This is a genomic window from Caulobacter segnis (genome assembly GCF_019931575.1).
Classification (GTDB): Bacteria; Pseudomonadota; Alphaproteobacteria; order Caulobacterales; family Caulobacteraceae; genus Caulobacter; species Caulobacter segnis_C.
In genome coordinates this window covers 553,012-576,958 of record NZ_CP082923.1, presented here as the reverse complement: position 1 = coordinate 576,958, position 23,947 = coordinate 553,012, and the positions used below count along the sequence as shown (strand labels likewise).

Annotated in this window: 26 protein-coding genes and 1 pseudogene; 16 read left to right on the top strand and 11 right to left on the bottom strand. The window is 68.3% G+C overall.

Translation table 11 applies throughout. The annotated features are described in order from the left end of the window. Positions 1-38: 38 nt before the first annotated feature. The 3 genes from K8940_RS02700 to K8940_RS02690 all read right to left on the bottom strand — a co-directional run bounded on the left by K8940_RS02700 (position 39) and on the right by K8940_RS02690 (position 2,927). Positions 39-740 (bottom strand): hypothetical protein, encoded by a 702-nt coding sequence (locus tag K8940_RS02700; RefSeq protein WP_223393009.1) that lies wholly within the window; start codon positions 738-740, stop codon positions 39-41. A 150-nt stretch (positions 741-890) separates the two neighbouring features. After that, on the bottom strand, positions 891-2,330 hold the full coding sequence (locus K8940_RS02695; RefSeq protein WP_223393008.1) for an aldehyde dehydrogenase family protein: 1,440 nt from the start codon (positions 2,328-2,330) through the stop codon (positions 891-893). A gap of 126 nt (positions 2,331-2,456) precedes the next feature. Then, positions 2,457-2,927, bottom strand: a complete 471-nt coding sequence (locus tag K8940_RS02690; RefSeq protein WP_223393007.1) for an NUDIX domain-containing protein — start codon at positions 2,925-2,927, stop codon at positions 2,457-2,459. Positions 2,928-2,953: 26 nt separating this feature from the next. Between K8940_RS02690 and K8940_RS02685 the strand changes: the two genes are divergently transcribed. From K8940_RS02685 to ahpF, 8 genes are all read left to right on the top strand, one after another. Next, positions 2,954-3,100: a hypothetical protein gene (locus K8940_RS02685; RefSeq protein ID WP_223393006.1), complete on the top strand. Its 147-nt coding sequence runs from the start codon at positions 2,954-2,956 to the stop codon at positions 3,098-3,100. Continuing rightward, positions 3,100-3,873, top strand: coding sequence for an SDR family oxidoreductase (locus K8940_RS02680; RefSeq protein ID WP_223393005.1), 774 nt, complete (start codon positions 3,100-3,102; stop codon positions 3,871-3,873). The genes K8940_RS02685 and K8940_RS02680 overlap by 1 nt, the downstream gene beginning before the upstream one ends. 17 nt (positions 3,874-3,890) lie before the next feature. Beyond that, complete coding sequence (gene folB / locus K8940_RS02675) at positions 3,891-4,307, top strand: dihydroneopterin aldolase (protein WP_223393004.1); 417 nt, start codon at positions 3,891-3,893, stop codon at positions 4,305-4,307. Between the two features lies 1 nt (position 4,308). Beyond that, positions 4,309-4,857, top strand: coding sequence for a hypothetical protein (locus K8940_RS02670; protein ID WP_223393003.1), 549 nt, complete (start codon positions 4,309-4,311; stop codon positions 4,855-4,857). 234 nt (positions 4,858-5,091) lie between these two features. After that, positions 5,092-5,460: a DUF4870 family protein gene (locus K8940_RS02665; RefSeq protein WP_223393002.1), complete on the top strand. Its 369-nt coding sequence runs from the start codon at positions 5,092-5,094 to the stop codon at positions 5,458-5,460. A gap of 1 nt (position 5,461) precedes the next feature. Then, positions 5,462-5,863 (top strand): DUF4870 family protein, encoded by a 402-nt coding sequence (locus K8940_RS02660; RefSeq protein WP_223393001.1) that lies wholly within the window; start codon positions 5,462-5,464, stop codon positions 5,861-5,863. Positions 5,864-6,353: 490 nt separating this feature from the next. Next, complete coding sequence (ahpC, locus tag K8940_RS02655; protein ID WP_223393000.1) at positions 6,354-6,917, top strand: alkyl hydroperoxide reductase subunit C; 564 nt, start codon at positions 6,354-6,356, stop codon at positions 6,915-6,917. A 134-nt stretch (positions 6,918-7,051) separates the two neighbouring features. Continuing rightward, on the top strand, positions 7,052-8,638 hold the full coding sequence (ahpF, locus tag K8940_RS02650) for an alkyl hydroperoxide reductase subunit F (RefSeq protein WP_223392999.1): 1,587 nt from the start codon (positions 7,052-7,054) through the stop codon (positions 8,636-8,638). Between the two features lie 388 nt (positions 8,639-9,026). Here ahpF and K8940_RS02645 read toward each other — a convergent pair whose 3' ends face one another. Continuing rightward, the gene (locus K8940_RS02645) at positions 9,027-11,753 is read right to left on the bottom strand and encodes a TonB-dependent receptor (protein ID WP_411675575.1); all 2,727 of its coding nucleotides are present in this window, start codon (positions 11,751-11,753) and stop codon (positions 9,027-9,029) included. A gap of 198 nt (positions 11,754-11,951) precedes the next feature. Between K8940_RS02645 and K8940_RS02640 the strand changes: the two are divergent. Both K8940_RS02640 and K8940_RS02635 read left to right on the top strand, forming a co-directional pair. After that, a pseudogene (locus K8940_RS02640) lies at positions 11,952-13,067 on the top strand (phosphatidylinositol-specific phospholipase C1-like protein); the annotation flags it as partial. Positions 13,068-13,286: 219 nt separating this feature from the next. After that, positions 13,287-13,742, top strand: coding sequence for a phosphatase PAP2 family protein (locus K8940_RS02635; RefSeq protein ID WP_223395744.1), 456 nt, complete (start codon positions 13,287-13,289; stop codon positions 13,740-13,742). Here K8940_RS02635 and K8940_RS02630 read toward each other — a convergent pair. The 3 genes from K8940_RS02630 to K8940_RS02620 all read right to left on the bottom strand — a co-directional run bounded on the left by K8940_RS02630 (position 13,739) and on the right by K8940_RS02620 (position 16,021). Next, positions 13,739-14,836: a 3-deoxy-7-phosphoheptulonate synthase gene (locus K8940_RS02630; RefSeq protein ID WP_223392998.1), complete on the bottom strand. Its 1,098-nt coding sequence runs from the start codon at positions 14,834-14,836 to the stop codon at positions 13,739-13,741. The two genes, K8940_RS02635 and K8940_RS02630, sit on opposite strands and share 4 nt — an antisense overlap. 98 nt (positions 14,837-14,934) lie before the next feature. Continuing rightward, positions 14,935-15,018 carry a hypothetical protein gene (locus tag K8940_RS02625; protein WP_223395743.1) on the bottom strand — a complete coding sequence of 28 codons (84 nt, stop codon included), beginning with the start codon at positions 15,016-15,018 and terminating at the stop codon, positions 14,935-14,937. Between the two features lie 112 nt (positions 15,019-15,130). Beyond that, positions 15,131-16,021, bottom strand: coding sequence for a branched-chain amino acid aminotransferase (locus K8940_RS02620; protein WP_223392997.1), 891 nt, complete (start codon positions 16,019-16,021; stop codon positions 15,131-15,133). An 80-nt stretch (positions 16,022-16,101) separates the two neighbouring features. Between K8940_RS02620 and K8940_RS02615 the strand changes: the two genes are divergently transcribed. Genes K8940_RS02615 through K8940_RS02605 form a run of 3 tightly spaced genes read left to right on the top strand, consistent with a single transcriptional unit; the run spans position 16,102 to position 18,649 of the window. Beyond that, positions 16,102-16,605, top strand: coding sequence for a MarR family winged helix-turn-helix transcriptional regulator (locus tag K8940_RS02615; protein ID WP_223392996.1), 504 nt, complete (start codon positions 16,102-16,104; stop codon positions 16,603-16,605). After that, positions 16,602-17,309 (top strand): response regulator, encoded by a 708-nt coding sequence (locus K8940_RS02610; protein ID WP_223392995.1) that lies wholly within the window; start codon positions 16,602-16,604, stop codon positions 17,307-17,309. The genes K8940_RS02615 and K8940_RS02610 overlap by 4 nt, the downstream gene beginning before the upstream one ends. Beyond that, complete coding sequence (locus K8940_RS02605; RefSeq protein ID WP_223392994.1) at positions 17,309-18,649, top strand: ATP-binding protein; 1,341 nt, start codon at positions 17,309-17,311, stop codon at positions 18,647-18,649. Before K8940_RS02610 ends, K8940_RS02605 begins: the two co-directional genes overlap by 1 nt. Here the strand turns inward: K8940_RS02605 and K8940_RS02600 are convergent. The 4 genes from K8940_RS02600 to K8940_RS02585 form a co-directional block, all read right to left on the bottom strand. After that, positions 18,646-19,182: a TetR family transcriptional regulator gene (locus K8940_RS02600; RefSeq protein ID WP_223392993.1), complete on the bottom strand. Its 537-nt coding sequence runs from the start codon at positions 19,180-19,182 to the stop codon at positions 18,646-18,648. The genes K8940_RS02605 and K8940_RS02600 overlap by 4 nt on opposite strands. A gap of 51 nt (positions 19,183-19,233) precedes the next feature. Beyond that, positions 19,234-20,016 (bottom strand): pyrroline-5-carboxylate reductase, encoded by a 783-nt coding sequence (gene proC, locus K8940_RS02595; protein WP_223392992.1) that lies wholly within the window; start codon positions 20,014-20,016, stop codon positions 19,234-19,236. Between the two features lie 74 nt (positions 20,017-20,090). After that, positions 20,091-20,597, bottom strand: a complete 507-nt coding sequence (locus tag K8940_RS02590) for a YbjN domain-containing protein (protein ID WP_223392991.1) — start codon at positions 20,595-20,597, stop codon at positions 20,091-20,093. Positions 20,598-20,729: 132 nt separating this feature from the next. Further along, positions 20,730-20,999, bottom strand: coding sequence for an accessory factor UbiK family protein (locus K8940_RS02585; RefSeq protein WP_223392990.1), 270 nt, complete (start codon positions 20,997-20,999; stop codon positions 20,730-20,732). A 118-nt stretch (positions 21,000-21,117) separates the two neighbouring features. Here K8940_RS02585 and lgt point away from each other — a divergent pair, with 118 nt between their 5' ends. Genes lgt through pgeF form a run of 3 tightly spaced genes read left to right on the top strand, consistent with a single transcriptional unit; the run spans position 21,118 to position 23,874 of the window. After that, the gene (gene lgt, locus K8940_RS02580; RefSeq protein ID WP_223392989.1) at positions 21,118-22,023 is read left to right on the top strand and encodes a prolipoprotein diacylglyceryl transferase; all 906 of its coding nucleotides are present in this window, start codon (positions 21,118-21,120) and stop codon (positions 22,021-22,023) included. Beyond that, a complete protein-coding gene (locus tag K8940_RS02575; protein ID WP_223392988.1) occupies positions 22,010-23,086 on the top strand; it encodes a class I SAM-dependent methyltransferase in 1,077 nt (358 codons plus the stop codon). Before lgt ends, K8940_RS02575 begins: the two co-directional genes overlap by 14 nt. Further along, the gene (gene pgeF, locus K8940_RS02570; protein ID WP_223392987.1) at positions 23,083-23,874 is read left to right on the top strand and encodes a peptidoglycan editing factor PgeF; all 792 of its coding nucleotides are present in this window, start codon (positions 23,083-23,085) and stop codon (positions 23,872-23,874) included. Before K8940_RS02575 ends, pgeF begins: the two co-directional genes overlap by 4 nt. The last annotated feature ends 73 nt before the right edge of the window (positions 23,875-23,947 follow it).

The window sequence follows — 23,947 nt, the reverse complement described above, 5'->3', positions numbered from 1 at the left end:
CACCGCCCTCGGGAGGTCGTCGCCGATAACACTGTCGGTTAATTCCGAGGGTCCGGAAAGGATGAAATCAGGCGATACGACAGTCGTGTATTGGAGGCTTCAACGACCTCGATCCTCACACCTTTGAAACCAATCGTATTCCCGTCTTTTAGATCATATTGAACATCTTGGGAGAATGAAGGCCTTGCATAGTCACCAGAGAATTCGCGGTATAAAAATTTCAAAGTATTGTCGGACTTCCCATTGTATATCAGCTCTTGCCTAAAATTTGGAGCGTCCAAATCTATCACTCGCGTGACAGAAACTTCGGGTGCCGGCTTGAAGTTATTTTTGCACTTTCCAGTCTGGAAGAACCCTCGCACATAACTGGGATCATTCTTCTTCACGCAAAGACCGCCAGCAGCGTAGGGCGACGTTCCCAATATCGCATCGTACGTCGTCATTTTATCAGAATAATAATACGTAAAAGAGCTATCGGACTGCCTTGCGCGGAGGCGTCCTGGAGAAATTGTAAATTTCTTGAGAATAAATCCATCACCCCAAGTGACTTCATTTTTCAAGGCCAGGCCGTCGTAGGTGGTGATTTTTCCTTTTTCGACAATCGTGTCACCTAGCTCAGCTTGAGCCAGGCCACCTAGTTCTGGACGATCGACAATATCAACACGTGGCATCACGGATTGCGTGCTCGCGCAGGCTGTCAGCCCGAGTGCGCATACAGCAACGAACATGTATTTGAGCATGGCCCCCTCCCATCTGATACACGAAGGGTAGAGAGAAAGGCGCAGCTTCACCATAGACGTGTGCTCGATTTGAGTTCGCGACCGTTCTAGAAAAAGGCGGAGCCTCCCAGCTCCGCCCTCTCAGACTTCCAACTCAATGCGAGTGCACCCCTACTCCGCCGCCACCTTCGCCGAGTAGCCCAGGATCGCCTTCGTCTCGAGGAACTCCCCGAACGCGTGATCCCCCCACTCGCGGCCGTTGCCGCTCATCTTGTAGCCGCCGAAGGGGGCCATCAGGTCGGGGCTGGCGCCGTTCAGGTTCACCTGGCCGGCGCGCAGTTTCGAAGCCACCGCGCGGACGCCTTCCGGATCCGTCCCCGAGACATAGGCCGCCAGGCCGTACTCGGTGTCGTTGCCGACGGTGACGGCTTCCTCGACCGTGTCGTAGCCCAGGATCGAGACCACCGGGCCGAAGATCTCCTCCTTGGCGATGGTCATCTCGTTTGTGACGTTGGCGAAGACGGTCGGCTTGACGTAGTAGCCCTTGTCCAGGCCTTCCGGCCGGCCGACGCCGCCGGTGACCAGGGTGGCGCCCTCGTCGATGCCCTTCTGGATCAGGCCCTGGATCTTGTTCCACTGGGTCTCGCTGACCACCGGGCCCATCTTGTGGTTGCCGTTCGGGTCGCCGACCGTGTGGCTCTCGGCGGCGGCCTTGGCGATGGCGATCACCTCGTCCATGCGCTGGCCCGGGACCAGCATGCGGGTCGGGGCGTTGCACGACTGACCCGAGTTCATCATCACCGAGGCCACGCCGCCGCCCACCGCGCGGGCGAAGTCGGCGTCGTCGAGAATGATGTTGGGGCTCTTGCCGCCCAGCTCCTGGTGCACGCGCTTGACGGTCGGGGCGGCGTTCTTGGCCACCTCGATGCCGGCGCGGGTCGAGCCGGTGAACGAGACCATGTCGACTTCCGGATGGCTGCTGAGCGCCGCGCCCACCGTGGGGCCGTCGCCATTGACCAGGTTGAAGACCCCGGCCGGCACGCCGGCGGCGTGCAGGATCTCGGTCCAGACATAGCCCGAGAACGGCGCGATCTCGGAGGGTTTGAGCACCATGGTGCAGCCGGTGGCCAGGGCCGGACCGACCTTGCAGGCGATCTGGTTCACCGGCCAGTTCCACGGCGTGATGAAGGCGCAGACGCCGATCGGCTCCTTGACGATCCGGGTCGTGCCCCGGTCTTCCTCGAACTTGTAGTTCTTGAGCACGGCGGCGGCGGTCTGGACGTGGGCGATGCCCATGGCGGCCTGGGCGCGCTGGGCCAGCCAGGCGGGGGCGCCCATCTCCTCGGTGATGGCCTTGGCCATGTCCTCGAAGCGCTTCTGGTACTCGGCGATGATGCGCTCGAGGATGTCGATGCGCTCCTCGCGGCTGGTCTGGCTGTAGGTCGCGAACGCCTTGCGGGCGGCGCGGACGGCCTTGTCGACGTCGGCGGCCGAGCCCAGCGAGATCACGCCGGCGACCTCTTCGGTGGCGGGGTTGATGACGTCCAGCGGCTTGGGCGTCACCGGATCGACCCAGGCGCCGTCGATGTAGAACTTGGTGTACTCGCGCATGCCGTTCTCCTGCCCTTGGATGTGTCGCGCGGCCCTGCTCCGTGGCGGGCCCCTTCAAACGGTCATTTTAATGATCGGCGTTCAGGTGGGAAGCCTTCCCATACGGCCACGCGCAACAAACTCGCGTCACCACATCGGATCGGTCTCGGCCCCGCCCAGCGCCTCGGCGATCCGGCGGCGGGTCGCCTTGGTGGTCTCCTCGGGCAGGTCCGCCAGGTCGAACCAGCCCACGTCGTGGATCTCGCCGGCCGCGTCCGAGGCGCAGGCCTCCCAGGCCTCGACGCGATAGACCAGCACGTGGTCGCCCGGATGCAGCCGTTCGTTGCTGTGGGCCGAGACCAGCTGGGGACGCGACAGCGCCCGCACGCCGGCCTCCTCGGCCAGTTCGCGCACGACGGCGATCTCGGCCGTCTCGCCGCGCTCGACCCCGCCGCCGGGCAGGTACCAGCCCTTGATGTAGGTGTGCTGGATCAAGAGGACCTTGCCGGCCTCGTCGGTGACCACCGCTCGCACGCCCAGGGTCAGGCCGCGCTTGAAGCGGAAGAAGGCGTAGACCAGGGGCCGGGTGAAGGGTTCGATGCGACGTCGCCAGAGCATGGCCGCTGGTGTAGCGCGCGCCGGCCTTGCGGTCAGTCCCCGCGACGGCTAAAGCCGAGCCGAACACTGTCTTCCTTTTCGGAGCCGCGCCAATGCTCGCGATCCTCGTCATCGCCGTCTTCCTGGGCGTCATCCTGGTCCTGAACGCCGTCGAGTTCGGCCGCATCGACTGATGACCCGGACGGCGCGCGGCGCGGCCCTGGTCACCGGCGCGGGGCGCCGGATCGGCCAGGCCCTGGCTCTGGAAGCCGCCCGCGCCGGCTACGACGTCGCCGTCCATCACCGCGCCTCGGCCGACGAGGCGGAGGAAACGGCGTCGGCCGTGCGGGCCCTGGGTCGCCGCGCGGTCCTGGTTCGCGCCGATCTTTCGGACGAGGCGCAGACGCGCGGTCTGATCGAGCAGGTCTCTCGAGACGGGGCTGGCGAGATCGGTCCTGTCACCCTGCTGGTCAACAGCGCCTCGGCCTTCGAGGACGACCGCGTCGGCGGCTTGGCCCGCGCGACCTGGGACCTGCATCTCGAGACCAACCTGCGCGCCCCGATCGTGCTGGCCGAGACCTTCGCGGCCGCGCTGCCCGACGGCGTTCCGGGCCTGGTGGTCAATATCGTCGACCAGCGGGTGCTGCGCCCGAACCCGCAGTTCTTCAGCTACTCCCTGGCCAAGGCGGGCCTGTGGTGGGCCACCCAGACCCTGGCCCAGGCCCTGGCGCCGCGCGTGCGGGTCAACGCCATCGCCCCCGGCCCGACCCTGCCCTCGACGCATCAGGCGCCTGGCGAGTTCGAGGCCGAGGCGGCCGGGACGCTGCTGCAACGCGCGGCCACGCCGGACGAGGTCGCCGCCGCCCTGCGCTATCTGATTGACGCGCCGTCGGTCACGGGCCAGATGATCGCCGTGGACGGCGGCCAGCACCTGGGCTGGAAGACGCCGGACATCGTCGCTCCGTAACTAAGAGAGGCCGCCCCTTGGCCGCAGCTCCGCTTCACGACACCGCCGCCAGCCCCGTCGGCGCGCCGGACCTGGCCCGGATCATCGTGACCAAGGTCTTCGTCCGCGGCCTGAAGGTCGACGCCCAGATCGGCGTCTACGACCACGAGCACGGCCGGGTCCAGCCGCTGGTCGTCGATGTCGAGCTGGACGTGGCCGCCAGCCACTGCGAGCGCCTGGGCGACACCGTGAACTACGAGATGGTCGGCGAGGCCGCCCGCGCCATCGCCGCCGAGGGCCATATCGACCTGGTCGAGACCTTCGCCGAGCGCCTGGCCCAGGCCTGCTTCTTCGACCCGCGCGTGACCCGCGCCCGGGTGCGGGTGGAAAAGCCCCTGGCCTTGGCCCCGCACGCGGCCGCCGCCGGCGTCGAGATCACCGCCGTCCGCGGCTGACATGGACGTCCGACACAGCGCCCGGCTCGCCCCCTTCCAGCCCGAGACGGTCTGGACCCTGGAGGCCGGGACGCTGGTGGAGACGCGCGGCAAGGTCGTTCGCCGCTTTCCGCTATCCAGCCTGACCCGCTATCGCCTGGCGGCTGACCAGAGGAGCGGCCGCCGCAGCCTGCTGGTCACCTTCGGCAAGCGTCGCCTGGTCATCGTCTCGCAGAGCTATGTGGCGCCCGGCCGGTTCGAGGACCGGCTGGCCAGTTTCTCGACCCTGGCCCGCGCCCTCGCCGCCGTCGGCGCCGACCTCGCCCCCCGCGCCCGCTTCGGCGTCGCCCGACTGCAGGCCCGCCAGGCCCTGACCTGGATCATGGGTCTGCTGGCGCTGGGCGCGGCGGCGATGCTGGTCTTCTCCCTGACCGCCGGCATGGCCGCCGTCGGCGTCGAGATGGCCGCGCGGATGGTCTTCGCGCTGATCCTGCTGGCCGCCGTCCTGCCCTGGCTGAACCGCGGCGGCGCCTTCGACCCGCACGCCCCGCCGAAGGACCTGCTGCCTTAGCGTTCTCCTCCCCATTAGGGGGAGGTGGATCGATGCGAATACGCATCGAGACGGAGGGGGTCCGCGCAAGCGGTGCTGACGTTCAGCGCCCCAAAGCCCCCTCCACCGGCGTTCGCCGGTCCCCCTCCCCCAGAGGGGGAGGAGAGTACACCGGGTTACCGCACCTTCATTTGCATCCCACGCCCAACCGCGCGACGATCGAGCCAACGACGTTATCCACAGGCTCAACCGACCTTGTCCGACCCCATCGATCCCGCCGTCCCGCCTCGGCTGCAGGACGACAAGACCCTGCCGATCGCCATCTACGCCCTGCTGATCGCCGGCGTGGCGACGGGCGGGGTCACCTGCCTGATCGCGGTGATCCTGGCCTATGTCAGCCGCAAGGACGCGCCCGCGTGGCTGGCCGGCCATTACGAGTTCCAGATCCGCACCGTCTGGCTGGCCCTGGGCTTCTCGATCGTCGCGGGCCTGCTGTCGATGCTGGCCGTCGGCCTGCTGCTGTTCGTCGCCCTGGGCCTGTGGCTGGTGGTGCGGGGCGTCGTGGGCCTGTCGACCCTGCTCAAGGGCCAGCCCTATCCCACTCCCAAAGCCTGGATGCTGTGACATGACCGACGCCCCCGTCATCGAGACCCACGCCGAAGAGGACAAGGTCCTGCCGGCCGTCGTCTATGGCCTGTATCTGCTGGGCTTCACCAACGGCCTGACCTTCGTCGTCGGCCTGATCGTGGCCTATGTGAACCGCGACGCGGCCGGGCCGATCAACGAGAGCCACTACACCTTCGCCATCCGCACCTTCTGGCTGTCGATCGCCTGGTTCCTGATCGGCGCCCTGCTGCTGGCGTTCGGCATTCCGCTGAGCCTGCTGCTGATCGGCATCCCGATGATGATCGCCGGCGGCGCGATCATCGGCGCCGTCAGCCTGTGGTTCGTCGTCCGCTGCGTGATGGGCATCTACTACCTGGTCCGCGGCGAGGCCTATCCGCGCCCGCTCGCGTGGTTGATTTAGAGGCGCCGCCCACCTCAGGCGCCCACGCAGGCGTCAGCCGCGCCGTGCGCTTCCCCCGCCGGTTGAGACCGCTCGACGCGATAGCGGCCGTGCGCTGACCTGCGCGACCTGGCGCAGGGACGCCCCTTTTTCGGGGTGACGTCTGGGGGGACGTGACGCTGACGCGACGGGTCGGATCATCTTGGGGGTGGTCCAAAGGACGTCGAGACCGTGGTGGCGGGTTGGGGCCCGCCGGGGAATTGGACCACGTCGCTCGGCTCCACCGTTGGACAGTGTCGCCCTGCAACCAGTGCGGCGGCGATCGTGGGCGGAGGCGTCCATCATCGCCGCCCTGCCATCCCGCGCCATCCCTTATCCAACAAGGCCTCGCGCGACTCCGTGCGTCCGCCCACAGGAATAGACCCCCTCTATCCCGATAACAAGATTTATCAATTTGATCGATTGTCAGCAGACCCGTAGAAGGGCTCATCCTTTTCAAACGGAGCGCTTCATGTCGCTGGTCAACACCGAGATCAAACCCTTCACCGCCCAGGCCTTCAAGGACGGCAAGTTCATCACGGTCACGGAAGCCGACGTGAAGGGCAAGTGGTCGGTCTTCTTCTTCTACCCCGCCGACTTCACCTTCGTCTGCCCGACGGAGCTGGAAGACCTGGCCGACAACTACGACGTCTTCACCCGCCTGGGCGTCGAGATCTACTCGGTGTCGACCGACACGCACTTCTCGCACAAGGCCTGGCATGACTCGTCGCCGGCCATCGGCAAGATCAAGTACACGATGCTCGGCGACCCGTCGGGTCAGGTGACCAACAACTTCGAGATCATGCGTCCGGGCGTCGGCCTGGCCGACCGCGGCACCTTCCTGGTCGACCCGCAAGGCGTGATCCAGTTCATGGAAGTCACCGCCGAAGGCATCGGCCGCAACGCCATCGAACTGCTCCGCAAGATCAAGGCCGCCCAGTACGTGGCGTCGCACCCGGGCGAAGTCTGCCCGGCGAAGTGGGAAGAGGGTGAGAAGACCCTGGCCCCGTCGCTCGACCTGGTCGGCAAGATCTAAGACTTGAACTACCCGCGCCGCCGCTCACAGCGGGCGGCGGCGCGACTTCTCTGATCGTTCGCCGCGTTCGATCTCCTCCCCCGAAAATCGAACGCCTTTCCTCCTCTCCCCCTAGCCTTTTGGGAGCGCGCCTCATGCTGGACGCCGGTCTGAAGACCCAGTTGACCACCTACCTGCAGAACCTGCGCCAGCCGATCGAACTGGTCGCCTCCCTCGCCGATGACGCGGGGTCGAAGGAGATGCTGGCCCTGCTGGAAGACGTCGCCGCGACGTCGGACAAGGTCAGCCTGAACCTGTCGGGCGACGACGCCCGCAAGCCCTCGTTCGCCATTACCCGCGCCGCCGGGGATGCGGACGTCCGCTTCGCCGGCCTGCCGCTGGGCCACGAATTCACCTCGCTGGTGCTGGCTCTGCTGCACGTCGGCGGCCACCCGCCGCGCCTCGACGCCGAGGTGATCGAGCGCATCAAGGGCCTGGACGGCGACTACCGCTTCGAGACCTATTTCTCGCAGTCCTGCCAGAACTGCCCCGACGTGGTGCAGGCGCTGAACACCATGAGCGCCCTGAACCCGCGCATCAGCCACGTCGCCATCGACGGCGCCCTGTTCAAGGCCGAGGTCGAGGCGCGCGAGGTGATGGCCGTGCCGACCATCCTGCTGAACGGCCAGCCCTTCGGCCAGGGCCGCATGGACGTCGAACAGATCCTGGCCAAGCTGGACACCGGCGCGGCCGATCGCGCCGCCGAGAAGATCAAGACCAAGGACGCCTTCGAGGTGCTGGTCATCGGCGGCGGTCCGGCCGGCGCGGCCGCGGCGATCTACGCCGCCCGCAAGGGCATCCGCACCGGCGTGGCGGCCGAACGCTTCGGCGGCCAGGTGCTGGACACCATGGCCATCGAGAACTTCATCTCGGTCCCGCACACCGAAGGCCCCAAGCTGGCCTCGGCCCTGGAACAGCACGTCAAGGACTACGAGGTCGACGTGATGAACCTGCAGAAGGCCGTCGGCCTGGTCGCGGCCAAGACGCCGGGCGGCCTGCACGAGGTCAAGCTGGAGAACGGCGCGTCCCTGAAGGCCCGCACCGTCATCCTGTCGACCGGCGCCCGCTGGCGGAACGTCAACGTCCCCGGTGAGGCCGAGTACCGCAACAAGGGCGTGGCCTACTGCCCGCACTGCGACGGCCCGCTGTTCAAGGGCAAGCGCGTGGCGGTGATCGGCGGCGGCAACAGCGGCGTCGAAGCGGCCATCGACCTGGCCGGCATCGTCGCCCACGTGACGCTGATCGAGTTCGACAGCCAACTGCGCGCCGACGCTGTCCTGCAACGCAAGCTGGCCAGCCTGCCGAACGTCAAGATCGTCACCTCGGCCATGACCACCGAGATCCACGGCGAGAACGGCAAGGTCTCGGGCCTGAGCTACAAGGACCGCAACCACGACAGTGTTCACCGCGTGGACCTGGAAGGCGTCTTCGTCCAGATCGGCCTGGTGCCCAACACCGAGTGGCTGAAGGATAGCGGCGTGGCCCTGACCCCGCGCGGCGAGATCGAGGTCGACTATCGCGGCGAGACCTCGCTGCCCGGCGTCTTCGCCGCCGGCGACGCGACGGTGACGCCCTACAAGCAGATCATCATCGCCATGGGCGAAGGCGCGAAAGCCTCGCTGTCGGCCTTCGACTACCTGATCCGGCAGGTGCCCGCGAACGAGGAGCAAGAGGCGGCGTAAGGCGGCCTTCCACTTCGAGACAGATAAGCCGCCCGGGATCCTTCCAGGGCGGCTTTTTGCTTGTGCGAACGCACTTGGAAATCCCTCTAGAGGGTTCCTGATGTCCACCTTCGACCCATTGCGGACGTTCATCCCTCTCCCCTTGAGGGAGAGGGTGGCCCGCGAAGCGGGTCGGGTGAGGGGTTGCGCTCCGCTATCCGGACAAGCCTTTCGACCCCTCATCCGGCCCTTCGGGCCACCTTCTCCCGCAAGGGGAGAAGGAAACTAAAGGTCCGCTCCCCGCCCATAGCCGACGCTCAGCGCGTCCCCTCGCCAGCCAGACGCCCCCCCACAAAAAAGCCGCCCGGGATCGCTCCCGGGCGGCTTCGTCGTTCTCAGGCTCCAGTCCCTAGAACTGGATATTCGCCCCCACGAACACCGTGCGGCCGCTGGTGGTGTAGTTCCACAGCCGCTTGGCGCCGGTCTGGCCGAAGCCGTTGTTGTAGCTGTTGACCTGCTCCTCGCGCTCGTCGGTCAGGTTGATGGCGTCGAGCGACAGGCGGATGCGTGGGGTCAGCTGGTAGAAGGCCGCCGCGTCGACATAGGTGGTGGCGTTGAAGCCGCCGCTGTCGATCAGGTAGTCCGAACGGTAGTTGGCAGAGACGCGGCCGCCGTACTTGGCGGTCTCGTAGTATAGGGTGGCGTTGGCGTTGACGTCCGACAGGCCGAAGATGTCGGACTTCTGCTGCTTGCCGTTGATCAGGTTGGTCGTCTCGCTGTCGATCAGGGTCAGGTTGGCGACCGCGCCCAGGTTCTTCAGCGCGCCCGGCAGGAAGAAGAAGTCGCTCTGGGCCGACAGCTCCAGGCCGGTCAGCTTGGCGGTGTTGAGGTTCACCTGGCGGGTGTAGGTCGACACGATCGTCGAGCCGGTGATCCCCGGATAGAGGCCCTCGGCCAGGCCGGTGCTGGCGTAGGTCACATTGGTCGTCGTCTGGCTGGCGACCAGGCCGTCGATGTTCTTGTGGAACACGCCGGCGGTCAGCATGCCGACGCTGCCGAAGTACCACTCGGCCACCAGGTCGAACTCGTCCGACTTGTAGGGGTTGAGGTTCGGGTTGCCGGTCGAGACCGACACGTTGGCGCCGTCGACGCTGATCGTGCCGTTCATGGCGTAGGCGCCCAGGGCCGGGCGGTTGATGTTGCGGGCGGCGGCGGCGCGGATCTGGAACTGGTCCGAGATCTCGAGCACGGCGTTGAAGGCCGGCAGGACGCCCGAATACTTCTTCTTGGCCTCGGTCGGGGTGTTGACGCCCTTGACCGCCATGACGCCCGACGAGGTCAGCTCGGTCTGATAGGCGCGCAGGCCGGTGTTGCCGCGGATGGACTTGCCGAACAGCGAGCCCTTCCAGTCCAGCTGCAGGTAGCCGGCCTTGGTGTCTTCCTCGACCTCGTAGATCGACTTGGGCGCGCCTAGCGTGCGGGTGACGCCGTAATAGGCCAGGGCCTTGTCGAAATCGACGTTCACCCACGACTGGTCGTCGTGCTTGTCGAAGATCGTGTAGTAGCCGGTGACCTTGTCATCCAGCGTGCCCTTTTCCCACGCCGTCTTGTTCACGTCGTCGTTGGTCTGGGTGAAGCCCGAGTTGGTGAAGCCGCGATACGAGACGCCGCCCTTCAGGGTGACGTCGTCGTTGAACGCCCAGGCCCCGTTCAGCTCGCCGTTCTTCAGTTCGGTGCTCTGGTAGGTCGCCGAGAAGTCGATCTCGTGGGCCCGGTAATTGTTCGGGTCGGTGGTGTTCCACTTGTAGGTGTTGTGACCCGTGTCGCCGCGATAGTCGGTGATCAGGCCGCCGAAGGCCTCGGTGTAGAACTTGTCCGAGATCGGAATGTCGTAGTCCGAGGTCTCGCGGCCGATATGGCCGTCGAGGGTCAGCTTGTCGCTGACCTGCCACTCGCCGGTCAGCACCAGCTGATCGAAGGCGTTCTTGGTCTGCTGGCGGCGGGTCTCGGTGGCGAAGACGGTGTTGTCGACGTCGGCGTACACGACCGTGTTGTACTGGTCGTACTGGATGGAGTTCAGCACCGGCGGCGGGCTGACCAGGGTCCCCGAGTGCGGGGTGGCCGCGCCCAGGATGGTCGAGTTCAGGGTGGCGCGGGTGGCCAGGCTGTTCTCGCTGCGGTCGTTGGTGAACTTGCCGTGCAGGGCGTCGAGGGTCAGGGTCACGTTCTCGACCGGACGCCACTGGATCGCGCCGGTCACGCCCAGGCGCTCCTGGTCCGATTCCCAGACGGTCAGGCGGTTGCCGCGCTGGAAGATCAGCTCGCCGTTCATCGCCTTGGCCTGGTCAGCGGCGCTCAGATTGACGACGTTGGCGGCCAGGGCCTTGGTCGTCGGCGCGGCGTAGGTGTTGTAGCCCTGCTCCTGGGTCTTGCGCTTGGAATAGGCGACTGAGACCAGGACGCCGAACTTGTCGTCCCAGTTCTTGCTGATCATGGCCGCGCCGCGCGGCTGCGCGTCCTTAGTGGCGCTGTTGGTGCCGCCCTGCAGCGACAGGGCCGCCTTGGTCCCCGAATAGTCGAACGGCTTGGCGGTGTAGAGGCCGACGGTGCCGGCCATGCCGCCTTCGTCCTGCTCGGCCGAGAACGACTTGCGCACGTCGATCTTCGAGAACAGCTCCGAGGCGAAGATGTTGAAGTCGAAGGCGCGGTCGCGCGAGGTCTGGCCGCGGCTGTCCATCGGCGAGTCGACATTGCCCAGCACTTCCATGCCGTTCAGCTGGACGCGGGTGAAGTCGGGACCCAGGCCCCGCAGGCTGACGCGGCGGCCTTCACCGCCCTCGCGGTTGATGGCCACGCCCGGCAGGCGCTGCAGCGACTCGGCCAGGTTGAGGTCGGGGAACTTGGCCATGTCCTCGGCGACGATCACGTCCGAGACGATGGCGCTGCTCTTCTTGGTCTCGCGGGCCACGCCCAGCGACTTGCGGAAACCGGTGACGACGACGGCGTCGACCGCGTCCGCCGGCTCGGCGGCGGGCGCCGCGGTCGGCTCTTCGACGCGCGCGTGTGCGGCCGGCGCGAGCACGGCCATGACGAGGTTCGCCGCGCCCGCGAGGAGCGCGATCTTGGTCCGAGACATAATACCCCCTGGTACTGCGCCGGTGATTGGGAGGCCCCTCGGGGCGCCGGCGTTTGTCGGGGCGTTAGGGGCGCTCGATGACCTCCGCGTCTCGGTTCCGTTAAAGCTTGATGACAGTGGCGCTTCGAACGGCCCGAGCGACGTCAAACCGTCATGTGCTACCGCTATGGCCACGCTCTGTTTTCGGAGACGCGTCCCATGCTCGCCCTGCTCGCCGCCGCCGCGGTCGCCGCCGCCCCCTGCCCCGCCTCGGATGAAAGCCCGGCATGCGTCCGTGAACGGATGGACGCGCTGCGGATGACCGACATGATGGTCGTGGGCACGCACAATTCCTACAAGCAGCTGCCGCCGGCCGACGAGATGGCCGCCATGGTCGCGGCGCGCGGCCAGGCGGCCCTGGGCATCGACTACGGCCATCGTCCGCTGGCCGAGCAGCTGGACGCCGGCGCCCGCCAGCTGGAGATCGACATCGTCGCCGATCCCGAGGGCGGCCGCTACGCCAAGCCGCTGACGGCCTTTGGTCGCGGGACGACGCTGCCGCCGGACGTGGCCGCGGCCCTGGCCAAGCCGGGGTTCAAGACCATCCACATGCCCGACGTCGACTTCCGCTCGACCTGCGTGACCTTCGTGGCCTGCCTGAGGCAGATCCGGACCTGGTCGGACGCCCACCGCGACCACGCGCCGATCCTGATCATGATGAACGCCAAGGAAGGCGGCGCCACCGTCCCCGGCGGCGTGGTTCCGCTGGTCTTCACCGAAAAGCTCTATGACGCCCTGGACGCCGAGATCCGCTCGGTGTTCGGCGAGGATCGCCTGATCACGCCCGACCAGGTGCAGGGCAAGGCCAAGACCCTGCGCGAGGGCGTGCTTGCAGGGGGGTGGCCCAAGCTGGGCGCGGCGCGCGGCAAACTATTCTTTGCCTTGGACGAAAGCCCCGAGAAGGTCGCGATCTATCGCGGCAAGCGCGCCTCGCTGGAGGGCCGGGCGATCTTCATCAACACCGACGAGAACTCGCCCGCCGCCGCCTATCTGACCCTGAACGATCCGATCGGCCAGAAGGACCGCATCGCGGCCGCCGTGAAGGCCGGCTTCATCGTCCGCACCCGCGCCGACGCCGACACCTGGGCCGCGCGCAAGAACGACGTGACCCAGCGCACCGCCGCCCTGACCAGCGGGGCGCAGTATGTCTCGACCGACTACATGTGGGCCGATCCGCGTCTGCCGGGCGGCTATACGGTGCGGCTGACCGGCGGCGACGTCGCCGTCTGCAATCCGGTCCGCGCCGAGAAGGCCTGCGACGGCCTGGCGATCGAGGCCCTGCCCGGCGTCCCGGCGCGCGGCTACCTGGCGCCCGCCGCCCGTCCGGACCTGACCAAGATCCTAGCCCCGCCGCCCGCGCCCGGCTCGCCCCGCGCCCTGGCCGACGCGGCGATCTTCGACCAGAGCCGCGCCCTGAAGGACACGCCGCGCTGGGCGCTGGCCACCGACGACGTCAAGGGCACGGCCTTCCACCACTTCGAGACCGCCCTGGGCGTGCGCCTGACGCCCCAGAACGCGCCGATCCTGACCGCCCTCCTGGAGCGGGCCGGCGACGACCGCTCGGTGGTCGGCCTGGCCAAGACCCATTGGGGAACCCAGCGCCCCTATGTCGGCAAGGACGCGGCGCCCGTGTGCGAACCCAAGCGGCCCGACCTGACGGCCAATCCCGACTACCCGTCGGGCCACTCGGCCTTCGGCGAGCACGTGGCCATGATCCTGGCCGAGGTCACGCCCTCGCGGGCCGAGGCGCTGTACGCGCGCGGCCGCGAATACGCCGAGAGCCGCTGGATCTGCGGCAGCCATACGGTCAGCGCCACCGAGGCTGGCCTGCAGTCGGGCGCGGTGATCTACGCCGCCGAGCACGCCTCGGAAGCCTTCCGCCGCGACCTCGACATGGCCCGCGCCGAGGTGGCGGCGGTGATCGCCGCCGCCGCCCCGAAGGCCCCCTAGCCGTTCCGCGCCGCGCGGCCCGCCCGGACCGCCGCCGCCAGGTCGTCGAGCAGGCGCACCGACGTGTCCCAGTCGACGCAGGCGTCGGTGACCGACTGGCCGTAGGTCAGCGGCTGGCCGGGGACGATGTCCTGGCGGCCGGCGACCAGGTTGCTCTCGATCATCACGCCCATGATCGGCGAGGCGCCCGTCGCCACCTGGGCGCAGACGTCAGCGACCACGGCCGGCTGGTTCTCGTGGTTCTTGCCGCTGTTGGCGTGGCTGACGTCGACCATGATCCGCTCGGGCAGTCCGGCCTTGGCCAGGACCTGGGCCGCGGCCGCGACGCTGGCGGCGTCGTAGTTGGGCGTCTTGCCGCCGCGCAGCACGACATGGCAGTCGCCGTTGCCGGTGGTCGTGGCGATGGCGGCGCGGCCTTCCTTGGTCACGGCCAGGAAGTGGTGCGGCTGGCTGGCGGCCATCACCGCGTCGACCGCGACCTTCACGTCGCCGTTGGTGCCATTCTTGAAGCCGACCGGGCACGACAGGCCCGAAGCCATCTCGCGGTGGATCTGGCTTTCGGTCGTGCGCGCGCCGATCGCGCCCCAGGCCACCAGGTCGGCGATGTACTGCGGGGTGGTGACGTCCAGGAACTCGCAGGCGGTCGGCAGGCCCTGGGCGCTGACGTCCAGCAGCACCCGGCGCGCCAGGCGCAGGCCGTCATTGATCCGGAAGCCGCCGTCCAGGTCCGGGTCGTTGATCAGGCCCTTCCAGCCGACCGTGGTGCGCGGCTTCTCGAAATAGACCCGCATGATCACCTCCAGCTCGCCGGCGTGGCGCGCGCGGTCGGCGGCCAGGCGGTGGGCGTAGTCGAGGGCGGCCTTGGGATCGTGGATCGAGCAGGGCCCGATCACCACCACCAAGCGGTCGTCGCGCCCGTGCAGGATCTCGTGGACCGCCTGGCGGGCGTCGCCGACGACCTCGGCGATCGACGAGCTGGCTGGCGCCTCGCCGATCACCTGGGCGGGCGGGCTGAGGGTCTGGAGCTTCTGGATGCGCAGGTCGTCGGTGGGGACGGGCAGCGAGACGAGATGGGCGGCGGTCGAGGAAGGCATGGCGTACTCCGGAATGTCTTGAGAGGTCCGGCGGCCATCAAAAAAGCCGCCCGGGGATCCCCTGGCGGCTGGTGAAAGGCGTTTCTGACGGCCTGGTCTCAGGCCAAACGATCCCCTCCCGGCGCCAGAGGCGTCGGATAGCTAAAGTACCAAAACAGCGTGTGGCTGGCGGCGAGGGTCATCGACCTCAATGTAGCGTCGCCTTCGCCGTCTGTCACCCTCCGGGCGAAAAACCACGAAAAACGCCGCCCGGAGCGGTCCGGGCGGCGTCATGTTTTCTAGCGACAGCCGAGCTTAAGCCGGGGTCAGCGCTTCGTTGCGGACCAGGGCCGCGTAGGTGTCCATCAGGTCCAGCGACAGCTTGGCCGGCGTGAACTTGAACTCGCCGATCTCCGAGACCGGCGTGACCTCGGCGGCGGTGCCGACGATGAAGCACTCGGTGAAACCCGCCAGCTCTTCCTTCTGGATGTGGCGTTCGATCACCTCGATCCCCTTAGCCTTAGCCAGGTCGATCACCGTGCGGCGGGTGATGCCGTCCAGGAAGCAGTCGGGCTTGGGCGTGTGCAGCGCGCCATCCTTGACGAAGAAGACGTTCGCGCCGGTCGCCTCGGCCACGTAGCCGCGATAGTCCAGCATCATCGCGTCGGCGTAGCCGTCCTTCTCGGCGGCGTGCTTGGAGATGGTGCAGATCATATAGAGGCCGGCGGCCTTGGCCGCGGTCGGGGCCGTCTTCGGGTCCGGACGGTTGTACTTGGCCCAGGTCAGGCGGATGCCCTTGGCCTTGGTCGCCGGGTCGAAATAGCTGGGCCATTCCCAGACGGCGATGGCCACGTGGATCTTGGTCTGCTGCGCCGAAACGCCGATCATCTCGCTGCCGCGCCAGGCGATGGGGCGGACATAGCAATCCTTGAGGTTATTCTTGGCCGCGGTCGCCTTGCAGGCCTCGTCGATCTCAGCCACCGTGTAGGGGATCTTGAAATCGAGGATCTCCGCAGACTTGAACAGGCGCTCGGTATGCTCGGTCAGCTTGAAAATCTCGCCGCCGTACATCCGTTCGCCCTCGAAGACCGACGACGCGTAGTGGAGGCCATGGGTCAGTACGTGCACCTTCGCTTCGCGCCAGGGAACGAACTGGCCATCCAGCCAGATCCAACCATCACGATCGTCGAAGGGAACCAGAGACATCGGCCCGAGACCTCCTTATTGGAAACCCGGCCCTTAGACGCCCCGAGCGCCAACGCGTCAAATAAAATGGACTCCGCTTGATGATAGCCCCGCTGCAGCCTGGTTCGGACGATCCCCGTCTGATCCTCCGCGAGGAGGAGCTGGACGGTGGGCTGGAACTGATCCTGCTGGCCGAGGCCGCGCTGTGGGCCGCCGTCGACGCCGCGCTGGAGAGCGAGACCCTGGGACTGGGCCGCTCGCACTGGCGCGCGGCCTTCCTGCTGCGCCGTCGGCCGGGCATCGGCGTGCAGGACCTGTCGAAGCTGACCAGCCTGTCCAAGCAGGCCGCCAGCCGCACCCTGGCCGACCTGCAGAAGGCCGGCCTGGTCGAGCGCGGCTCGGGCGACCTGGACGGTCGCCGCCGCCCGGCGACCCTGACCCCCGAGGGCGTGGCCTTCGAGCAGCGCACGGCCGAGCGCCTGCGGGCTTTGCTGGCGCGCGCCTATCGCACGGGCGGGCTGGACGGGGTGGCGGGCACCCGGCGGATCCTGGCGGCGCTGGCGGGCTCGCGGCAGGGCGTGGGCCCGGGACGGCGGATGACATGACCCCGGACGAGCGTCGCGAGCGCCATATCCTGGTCGTCGACGACGACGACCGCCTGCGCAAGCTGATCAAGGAATTCCTGACCCGGGCCGGCTTCCGCGTCACCGCCGCCGCCGACGCGGCCAAGGCCGACAACCTGTTCGGGGCCCTGGACTTTGACCTGATGGTGTTGGACGTGATGATGCCGGGCGAGGACGGCTACGCCTTCACCAAGCGCCTGCGCGGCAAGGGCGGCGAGACCGGCCGCACGCCGATCCTGATGCTGACCGCCCGCGACCAGACCGCCGACCGCATCGAGGGCCTGTCCAACGGCGTCGACGACTATCTGGGCAAGCCGTTCGAGCCGCAGGAACTGCTGCTGCGCATCGAGGCCATCCTGCGCCGCTCGACCGCCCGGCCGGTCGGAACCAGGACCACCGCGCTCGCCCTGGGCCGCTGCACCTTCGAACCCGAGCGCGGCGAACTGACCTGCGACGGCGAAGTGATCCGCCTGACCGAGGCCGAGGTCACGCTCATGCGCCGCCTGGCCCGCTCGGCCCACGAGCCGGTCGACCGCCTGGAGCTGGCCCGCGACACCGCCGACGCCACCGGCCGCGCCGTCGACGTCCAGGTCACCCGCCTGCGCCGCAAGATCGAGCCGGACCCGAAGAACCCGCGCTATCTCCAAACGGTGCGGGGCGTGGGGTATCGGCTGGCGCCGGATTGATGCCTCTCACCACGCGCCTGCACATCCCTCGCCCGCTCAAGCGCCTGCTGCCGACCACCCTGTTCGGGCGCAGCCTGCTGATCATCATCCTGCCGGTGGCGGTGATGCAGATCGCGGTGACCTGGGCCTTCTTCGACGCCCACTGGCAGTCGGTGACCAGCAAGCTGTCGGAAGGCCTGGCCGGCGACATCGCCTGGGCGGTGCAGTCCTACGAGGACGATCCCAGCCCCGCCGCCGTCGCCAAGCTGGCCCAGCGGGCCGAGGACTCGATGTCCCTGTCGATCGCCTTCCAGAAGGGCCGAAAGCTGCCGACCGGCCACCGCCCCTCGCTGTTCGCGGCCCTGGACCGCTCGCTGCAGAAGGCGCTGGAGGACCGGCTGGACAACCCGTTCTGGTTCGACACCACCCGCTACACCGCCTACATCGACATCCGCGTACAGGTGCCGGGCGGGGTGCTGCAGATCTACGCCCTGCGCGACCGGGCCTACGCCACCCAGGGCCACATCTTCATCCTCTGGATGGTGGTGGCGACCATGCTGCTGACGGCGATCGCCATCCTGTTCATCCGCAACCAGGTGCGGGCCATCGAGCGCCTGGCCGACGCCGCCGACGCCTTCGGCCGGGGCGAGGATCCCGACTTCAAGCCGCACGGCGCGCGCGAGGTGCGCAAGGCGGCCTACGCCTTCATCGCCATGAAGGCCCGCATCGTCCGCCACATCGAGCAGCGCACCGCCCTGCTGGCCAGCGTCAGCCACGACCTGCGCACGCCCCTGACCCGGCTGAAGCTGGAAATGGCCATGTCCGAGCCCAGCGAGCAGCTGGAGGCCATGAAGGGCGATCTCTCCGAGATGGAGCACATGATCGACGAGTACCTGGCCTTCGCCCGCGGCGAGGGCGGCGAGGACGCGCGGGTGGTCGATCTGACGGACCTGGTCCAGGGCGTGGTCGCCGACGCCGAGCGCGGCGGGGCGGCGATCGAGACCGAGATCACCCAGGGGCTGGAGGCGCGGCTGCGGCCCCTGGCCTTCCGCCGGGCCCTGGCCAACCTGGTCGACAACGGTGTCGCCCACGCTGACCGGGTCAAGGTCACCGCCGCCGCCCGCCAGACCGGCGGCGTCGAGATCGCCGTCGACGACGACGGACCAGGCATCCCGGAAGACAAGTACGAGGAGGCCTTCAAGCCGTTCTCGCGCCTGGACGAGTCCCGGAATCAGAACGAGAAGGGCGTGGGCCTGGGCCTGGCCATCGCCCGCGACATGGCGCGCGGCCTGGGCGGAGATCTGGTGTTGTCGCGCTCGACGATGGGGGGCTTGAGAGCCTTGATGCGGCTGCCGGGCTAGAACCCCGCCCCGATCTTCTTCAGCCGCTCGGCCATCTGTTTCAGGCGCTTGTCCAGCTCGGCCATGGTGCGGTTCAGCGCGCCTTCGTCGTCGCGCCAGACCTGGACGACGCGGGCCCAGACGGCGGTCATGGCCAGCAGGCGCGGCGGGGTCGCGGGGACGCCGGCGGCCTCCAGGACCGCGCGGGCGATGCGCGGGAAGCGGGACGCCGAGGCCAGCGGACCTTCGGATTTCGCGATGGCCAGCAGGGCGGCGCGATGCGGCTCCATGGCCTCGAGGCGCGCCATGGCGGCGTCGAACAGGCGGTCGTGGGGTTCGGAGCTCTCCGGATAATCCACGCCCAGGGCCGCGCGGTCGAAGCGGGCCGACAGATGGGCCAGCACAGCGGCCTTGCTGGCGGCCCTGGCGTAGAGGTCGGCGAAGGGAACCTCGGCCTTCACCGCGATGTCGCGCAGGGAGACGTTCGGCCAGGCGCGATCGGCGGCGAGGGCCAGGGCGGCGTCGGCGGCGCGGTCGAGGATGTCGTCGGTCATGACGATTCAGATGGCTCCGAATGCCGGCCGCGACAAGACAATCTTCGGATCCTAGCCCCCCAGTTCCTTCGACCGGTTCACGCAGGCGTCCAGCGCCTTGGGCAGCAGGTCGCCGAAGCCACCCTCGCCCATCAGCACGGTCAGCGCCGCCGCCGTGGTGCCACCCGGCGAGGTGACCTGCTTGCGCAGCTCGGCCGGCTCCTCGCCGCCCTTTTCCATCAGGGCCGCCGCGCCGATGATCGTGGCGCGGGCCAGCTTGGCGCTGTCGGCCTCGTCCAGGCCCTGGGCGGCGCCGGCGGCCTCGAGCGCCTCGACGAAGGCGTAGAGATAGGCTGGGGCCGAACCCGAGACGGCGGTGGCCGCGTGCAGCAGGTCCTCGCTGGCCAGCTCGACCACGGTGGCGACCGGCGCGAACAGGGCGCGGGCGATGGCGCGGGCCTCGGCGTCCTCGGCGTAGATCGAGGCCGCGCCCCGGCCGATGGCGACGGCGGTGGTCGGCATGACCCGCGCCACGCGCCGGCCGGCGAAGGCTTCGGAAATGTCGGCCGCGCGGACGCCGGCGGCGATCGAGACGATGACGGCGTCGGGAGCCAGGTGCGGGACCACGTCCTTGACCGCCTCGCGCCAGATCTGTGGCTTGACGGCCAGCAGCACGGTCTTGGCGGCGGACAGCGCCTCCAGCGGCGGATTGACCCGCGCGCCGGCGAAGGCGGCGGGATCGACGTTCGGATCCCGGATGATCAGGTCGGCGGCCGAGAACGCCCCCGCGTCGCGCCAACCTTCAGCGAGAGCGCCGCCCATGCGTCCGGCGCCGAGGAGGAGGATGGGGGTCATGAGGGGGCTCCGACGGATTGATCGCCGTCGCCCTTAAGCCCGGAAACGACCTTGGCCAAGGGCCAAGGCGGGGATCAGGCCTGGCCCACGGTCTCGAACATGCAGGCGGCCATCGCCTGGTCCGGGGTCTTGGCGCCCTGGAGCAGGAATTCGAAGGCCGGGAAGAAGCGGTCGGCCGCCTCCACCGCCGCGTCGATCATCGAGGCGGCCTGGGCCATGGTCGGGCGCTCGCCGGCCGGCAGGGCCAGGGCGTGACGGAACACGACCTCGCCGTCCTCGGTCCAGACCTCGAAGTGGCCCAGCCAGACGCGCTGGTTGATCAGGGCCAGCAGCTCGTAGGCGTTGGCGCGTTTCGACTTCGGCGCGCGCAGGTCCAGCGACAGGCACAACTGCAGGCAGTCGGCCTCGGGTCGCCAGGCGAACCACAGCTCGTAGTCCTTCCAGTCGCCTTTCAGCGCGAAGGCCAGGTCGCCGTCTTCCGTGCGATCGAAGGTCAGGTTTTCGGCCGACAGCACATGCTCGACCACCTCGAGGGGGTCGAGAGCCATCAGGACGTCGTCGTCTTCCGGTTGGGTATCCATGAAAAACCTACGTCCCCGCCCGCGACGGCGAGGGTTACCCCCGCCATGAATCGCTCACGTACCAGGGGACACTAATCTGCTTCGTTGCTTTCGTCTCAACCCGCTTCACGTCGGAAGCGAGCGACGATTCGTCTATTCGCCTGAAGTCGCGGCCTTCTTGGCCGGCGCCTTCTTGGCTTCCTTGGGGGCCGCTTTCAGCGCGGCGACCTCTTCGCGCAGGGCGGCGACCTCGGCCTTCAGGGCCTCGAAATCGTCGCGGCGGATCAGGTCGAATTCGGCCGCCAGGCGGTCCGCCTGGGCCCGCATCGCGGTCTTCGCCTCCTCGCCGGCCGTCTGGGCGATGCCCATGGCCGCCTGGGTCAGCTTGGCGAATTCGTCGAAGAAGGGGTTCTGGCTGTGCATCGCGGTTCCGGGAGGCCCAAGAGGCGGGCTGGACGTTCTTATATGGGAAACGGGGGATGAAAGCGAAGCCCGAAGCCTATACAGGTGCGACGATCTGTCCCGAACGGAGCTGTCCGGCGTGATCTTTCCCGACATCGATCCTGTCGTTCACATCGGCCCCTGGGCCTTGCAATGGGGGCCGCTGGCCCTGCGCTGGTACGCCCTGGCCTATGTGGCGGGCATCCTGCTGGGCTGGCGCTACGCTATCCGCCTGACCCGGACAAACAGCCTGTGGGGCGGCCGCGCCCCCACCGCCACGCCGTTGCAGATCGATGACCTGGTGCTGTGGATCACCCTGGGCATCATCGTCGGCGGGCGCGTGGGCTACATCCTCTTCTACATGCTCCTGAACACCGACCAGCGAACCTGGCTGATGGCCCATCCGCTGGACGCCCTGAAGATCTGGGAAGGCGGCATGTCGTTCCACGGCGGCTTCCTGGGCGTCTGCGCCGCCATCGCCCTGTTCGCCCGCCGCAACAGGATCGACATCCTGAAGCTGGGCGACCTGATCGCGCCGGTCGCGCCAATCGGCCTGTTCTTCGGGCGCATCGCCAACTTCATCAACGGCGAGCTGTGGGGCCGCCCGACCGACGGGCCGTGGGGAATCGTCTTCTGCAACGAGACGATCAAGGCCTATCACCCCCAGCACCTGTGCCCCGCCGGCCCGCTGCCGCGCCATCCCAGCCAGCTGTACGAGGCGGGGCTGGAAGGCCTGCTGCTGTTCCTGATCCTGGCCTTCTGCGTCTATCGCCTGAAGTGGCTGCAACGGCGCGGGGCCATCGTGGCGATGTTCCTGATCTCGTACGGGGTGTTCCGCCTGTCGCTGGAGAACGTGCGCAATCCGGACCTCGGCATGCCCGACTTCCCGCTGGGCCTGACCATGGGCATGCTGCTGTCGACGCCGATGATCCTGGTCGGCGGCTGGCTGCTGTGGAAGGCGCTGAAGGAACCGGTCCAGCCCGCCGAGACGCATGAGCCTGCTTGATCGCCTGAAGGCGCAGATCGCCCAGGACGGGCCGATCGGCGTCCCCGAATTCTTCACCCGCTGCCTGCACGATCCGCGCGACGGCTACTACGCCACGCGCCCCGATCTGGGCGCCGGCGGCGACTTCATCACCGCCCCGCTGGTCAGCCAGATGTTCGGCGAGCTGATCGGCCTGTGGGTCCTCGAGACCTGGACCCGCCTGGGCCGCCCCGCCCCGTTCCGCCTGGTCGAGATGGGGCCGGGCGACGGCACGCTGATGAGCGACCTGCTGAGGGCGGGACGGCTGGATCCAGCGTTCCTGGCCGCCGCCGAGGTGTGGCTGGTCGAGGTGTCGGCGCCGCTGAAGGCCAAGCAGGCGGCGAAGCTGAGCGACGCGCCGCGCTGGGTCGGCCGGCTGGACGAGGTCCCCGGCGGCGCGCCGATGATCCTGGTCGCCAACGAGTTGCTCGACTGCCTGCCCGCCCGCCAGTTCGTCCGCACGAAGGACGGCTGGGCCGAGCGTGTGATCGGCCTGGGCGAGGATGGTCAGTTGGCGTTCGGGCTGCGCGGCCTGGGGAAATCGCCTGACGCCGCGCCGCTTCACCTTCCCGAAGCCGGCAAGGGAAGCATCTGGGAATCCTCCCCCGCCCAGGCCGCCCTGGCCTCGGACATCGCCCATCGGCTGGTCGCCGACGGCGGCGCGGCGCTGCTGATCGACTATGGCCGGGCCGAGCCCGAGGCCGGCGACACGCTGCAGGCGATCCAGAACCACGTGAAGGTCGACCCGCTGAAGACCGCCGGCCTGGCCGACCTGACCGTCTGGGCCGACTTCCCCGCCGTGGTCGCCGCCGCGCGCGAGACCGGAGCCAAGGCCGGTCCGATCCTCAGCCAGGCCGAGTTCCTGCTGGCGCTGGGGATCGAGGCCCGCGCCCAGGCGTTGGCCAAGGCCCGCCCCGATCGCGCCGACCAGCTTGGAAGACAGCTTGATCGTCTGATCGGCAAGGCGCAGATGGGCGCTCTGTTCAAGGTCGCGTGCCTCTGCGCGCCCGACCTTTCGCCCCCCCTCTTCGAGGACGCGACATGACCAAGAAGACCCCCGACCTGCCGACCATCCAGTCGCCCCTGCTGTCCAGCCTGCCGGGGGTGAAGCACGCCTTCTTCACGCGCCAGGGCGGGGTCTCGACCGGGATCTACGACAGCCTGAACGTCGGGCGCGGCAGCAAGGACGACCCGGCGGACGTGGTCGAGAACCGCGCCCGCGCCGCGCGCTGGTTCGGCGGCGATCCCGAAGACCTGAACACCTGCTTCCAGATCCATTCGACCATCGCCATCAAGGCCGACGGCTCGTGGGGCGACGTGCGGCCGCAAGGCGACGCGGTGGTGACCAGGACGCCCGGCGTGATCTGCGGGGCCCTGGCCGCCGACTGCGCCCCGGTGCTGCTGGTCGATCCCGAGGCCCGCGTCGTGGCCGCCGCCCACGCCGGCTGGCGCGGAGCGCTGGACGGCGTCGTCCAGGCCGCCGTCGACTGCATGGTCGAGCTGGGCGCCAGGCCCGACCGCATCACCGGCGTCGTCGGCCCCTGCATCGGTCCGAAATCCTACGAGGTGGGCCTGGAGTTCCTGCATCGGTTCGAGGCCGACTGCCCCGGCTCGGGCCGGTTCTTCAAGCCGGGCGCAGCCGAGGACAAGCGCTTCTTCGACCTGCCGTCGTTCGTGCTGGACCGCCTGGAGACCGCCGGCGTCGAGCGCCGCGAATGGGTCGGCCGCGACACCCGGGCCGAGGAGGAATGGTTCTTCTCCAACCGCCGCGCCTTCCTGAACGGCGAGGGCGACTACGGCCGGCTGCTGTCGGCGATCAGCCTGGAGGCCTGAGTCGAACTGTGAGGCTTGGGGGACACGCGACAGATCCTCCGGGTACGGAAGCGGCAAAGTCGCGCTGTTAACA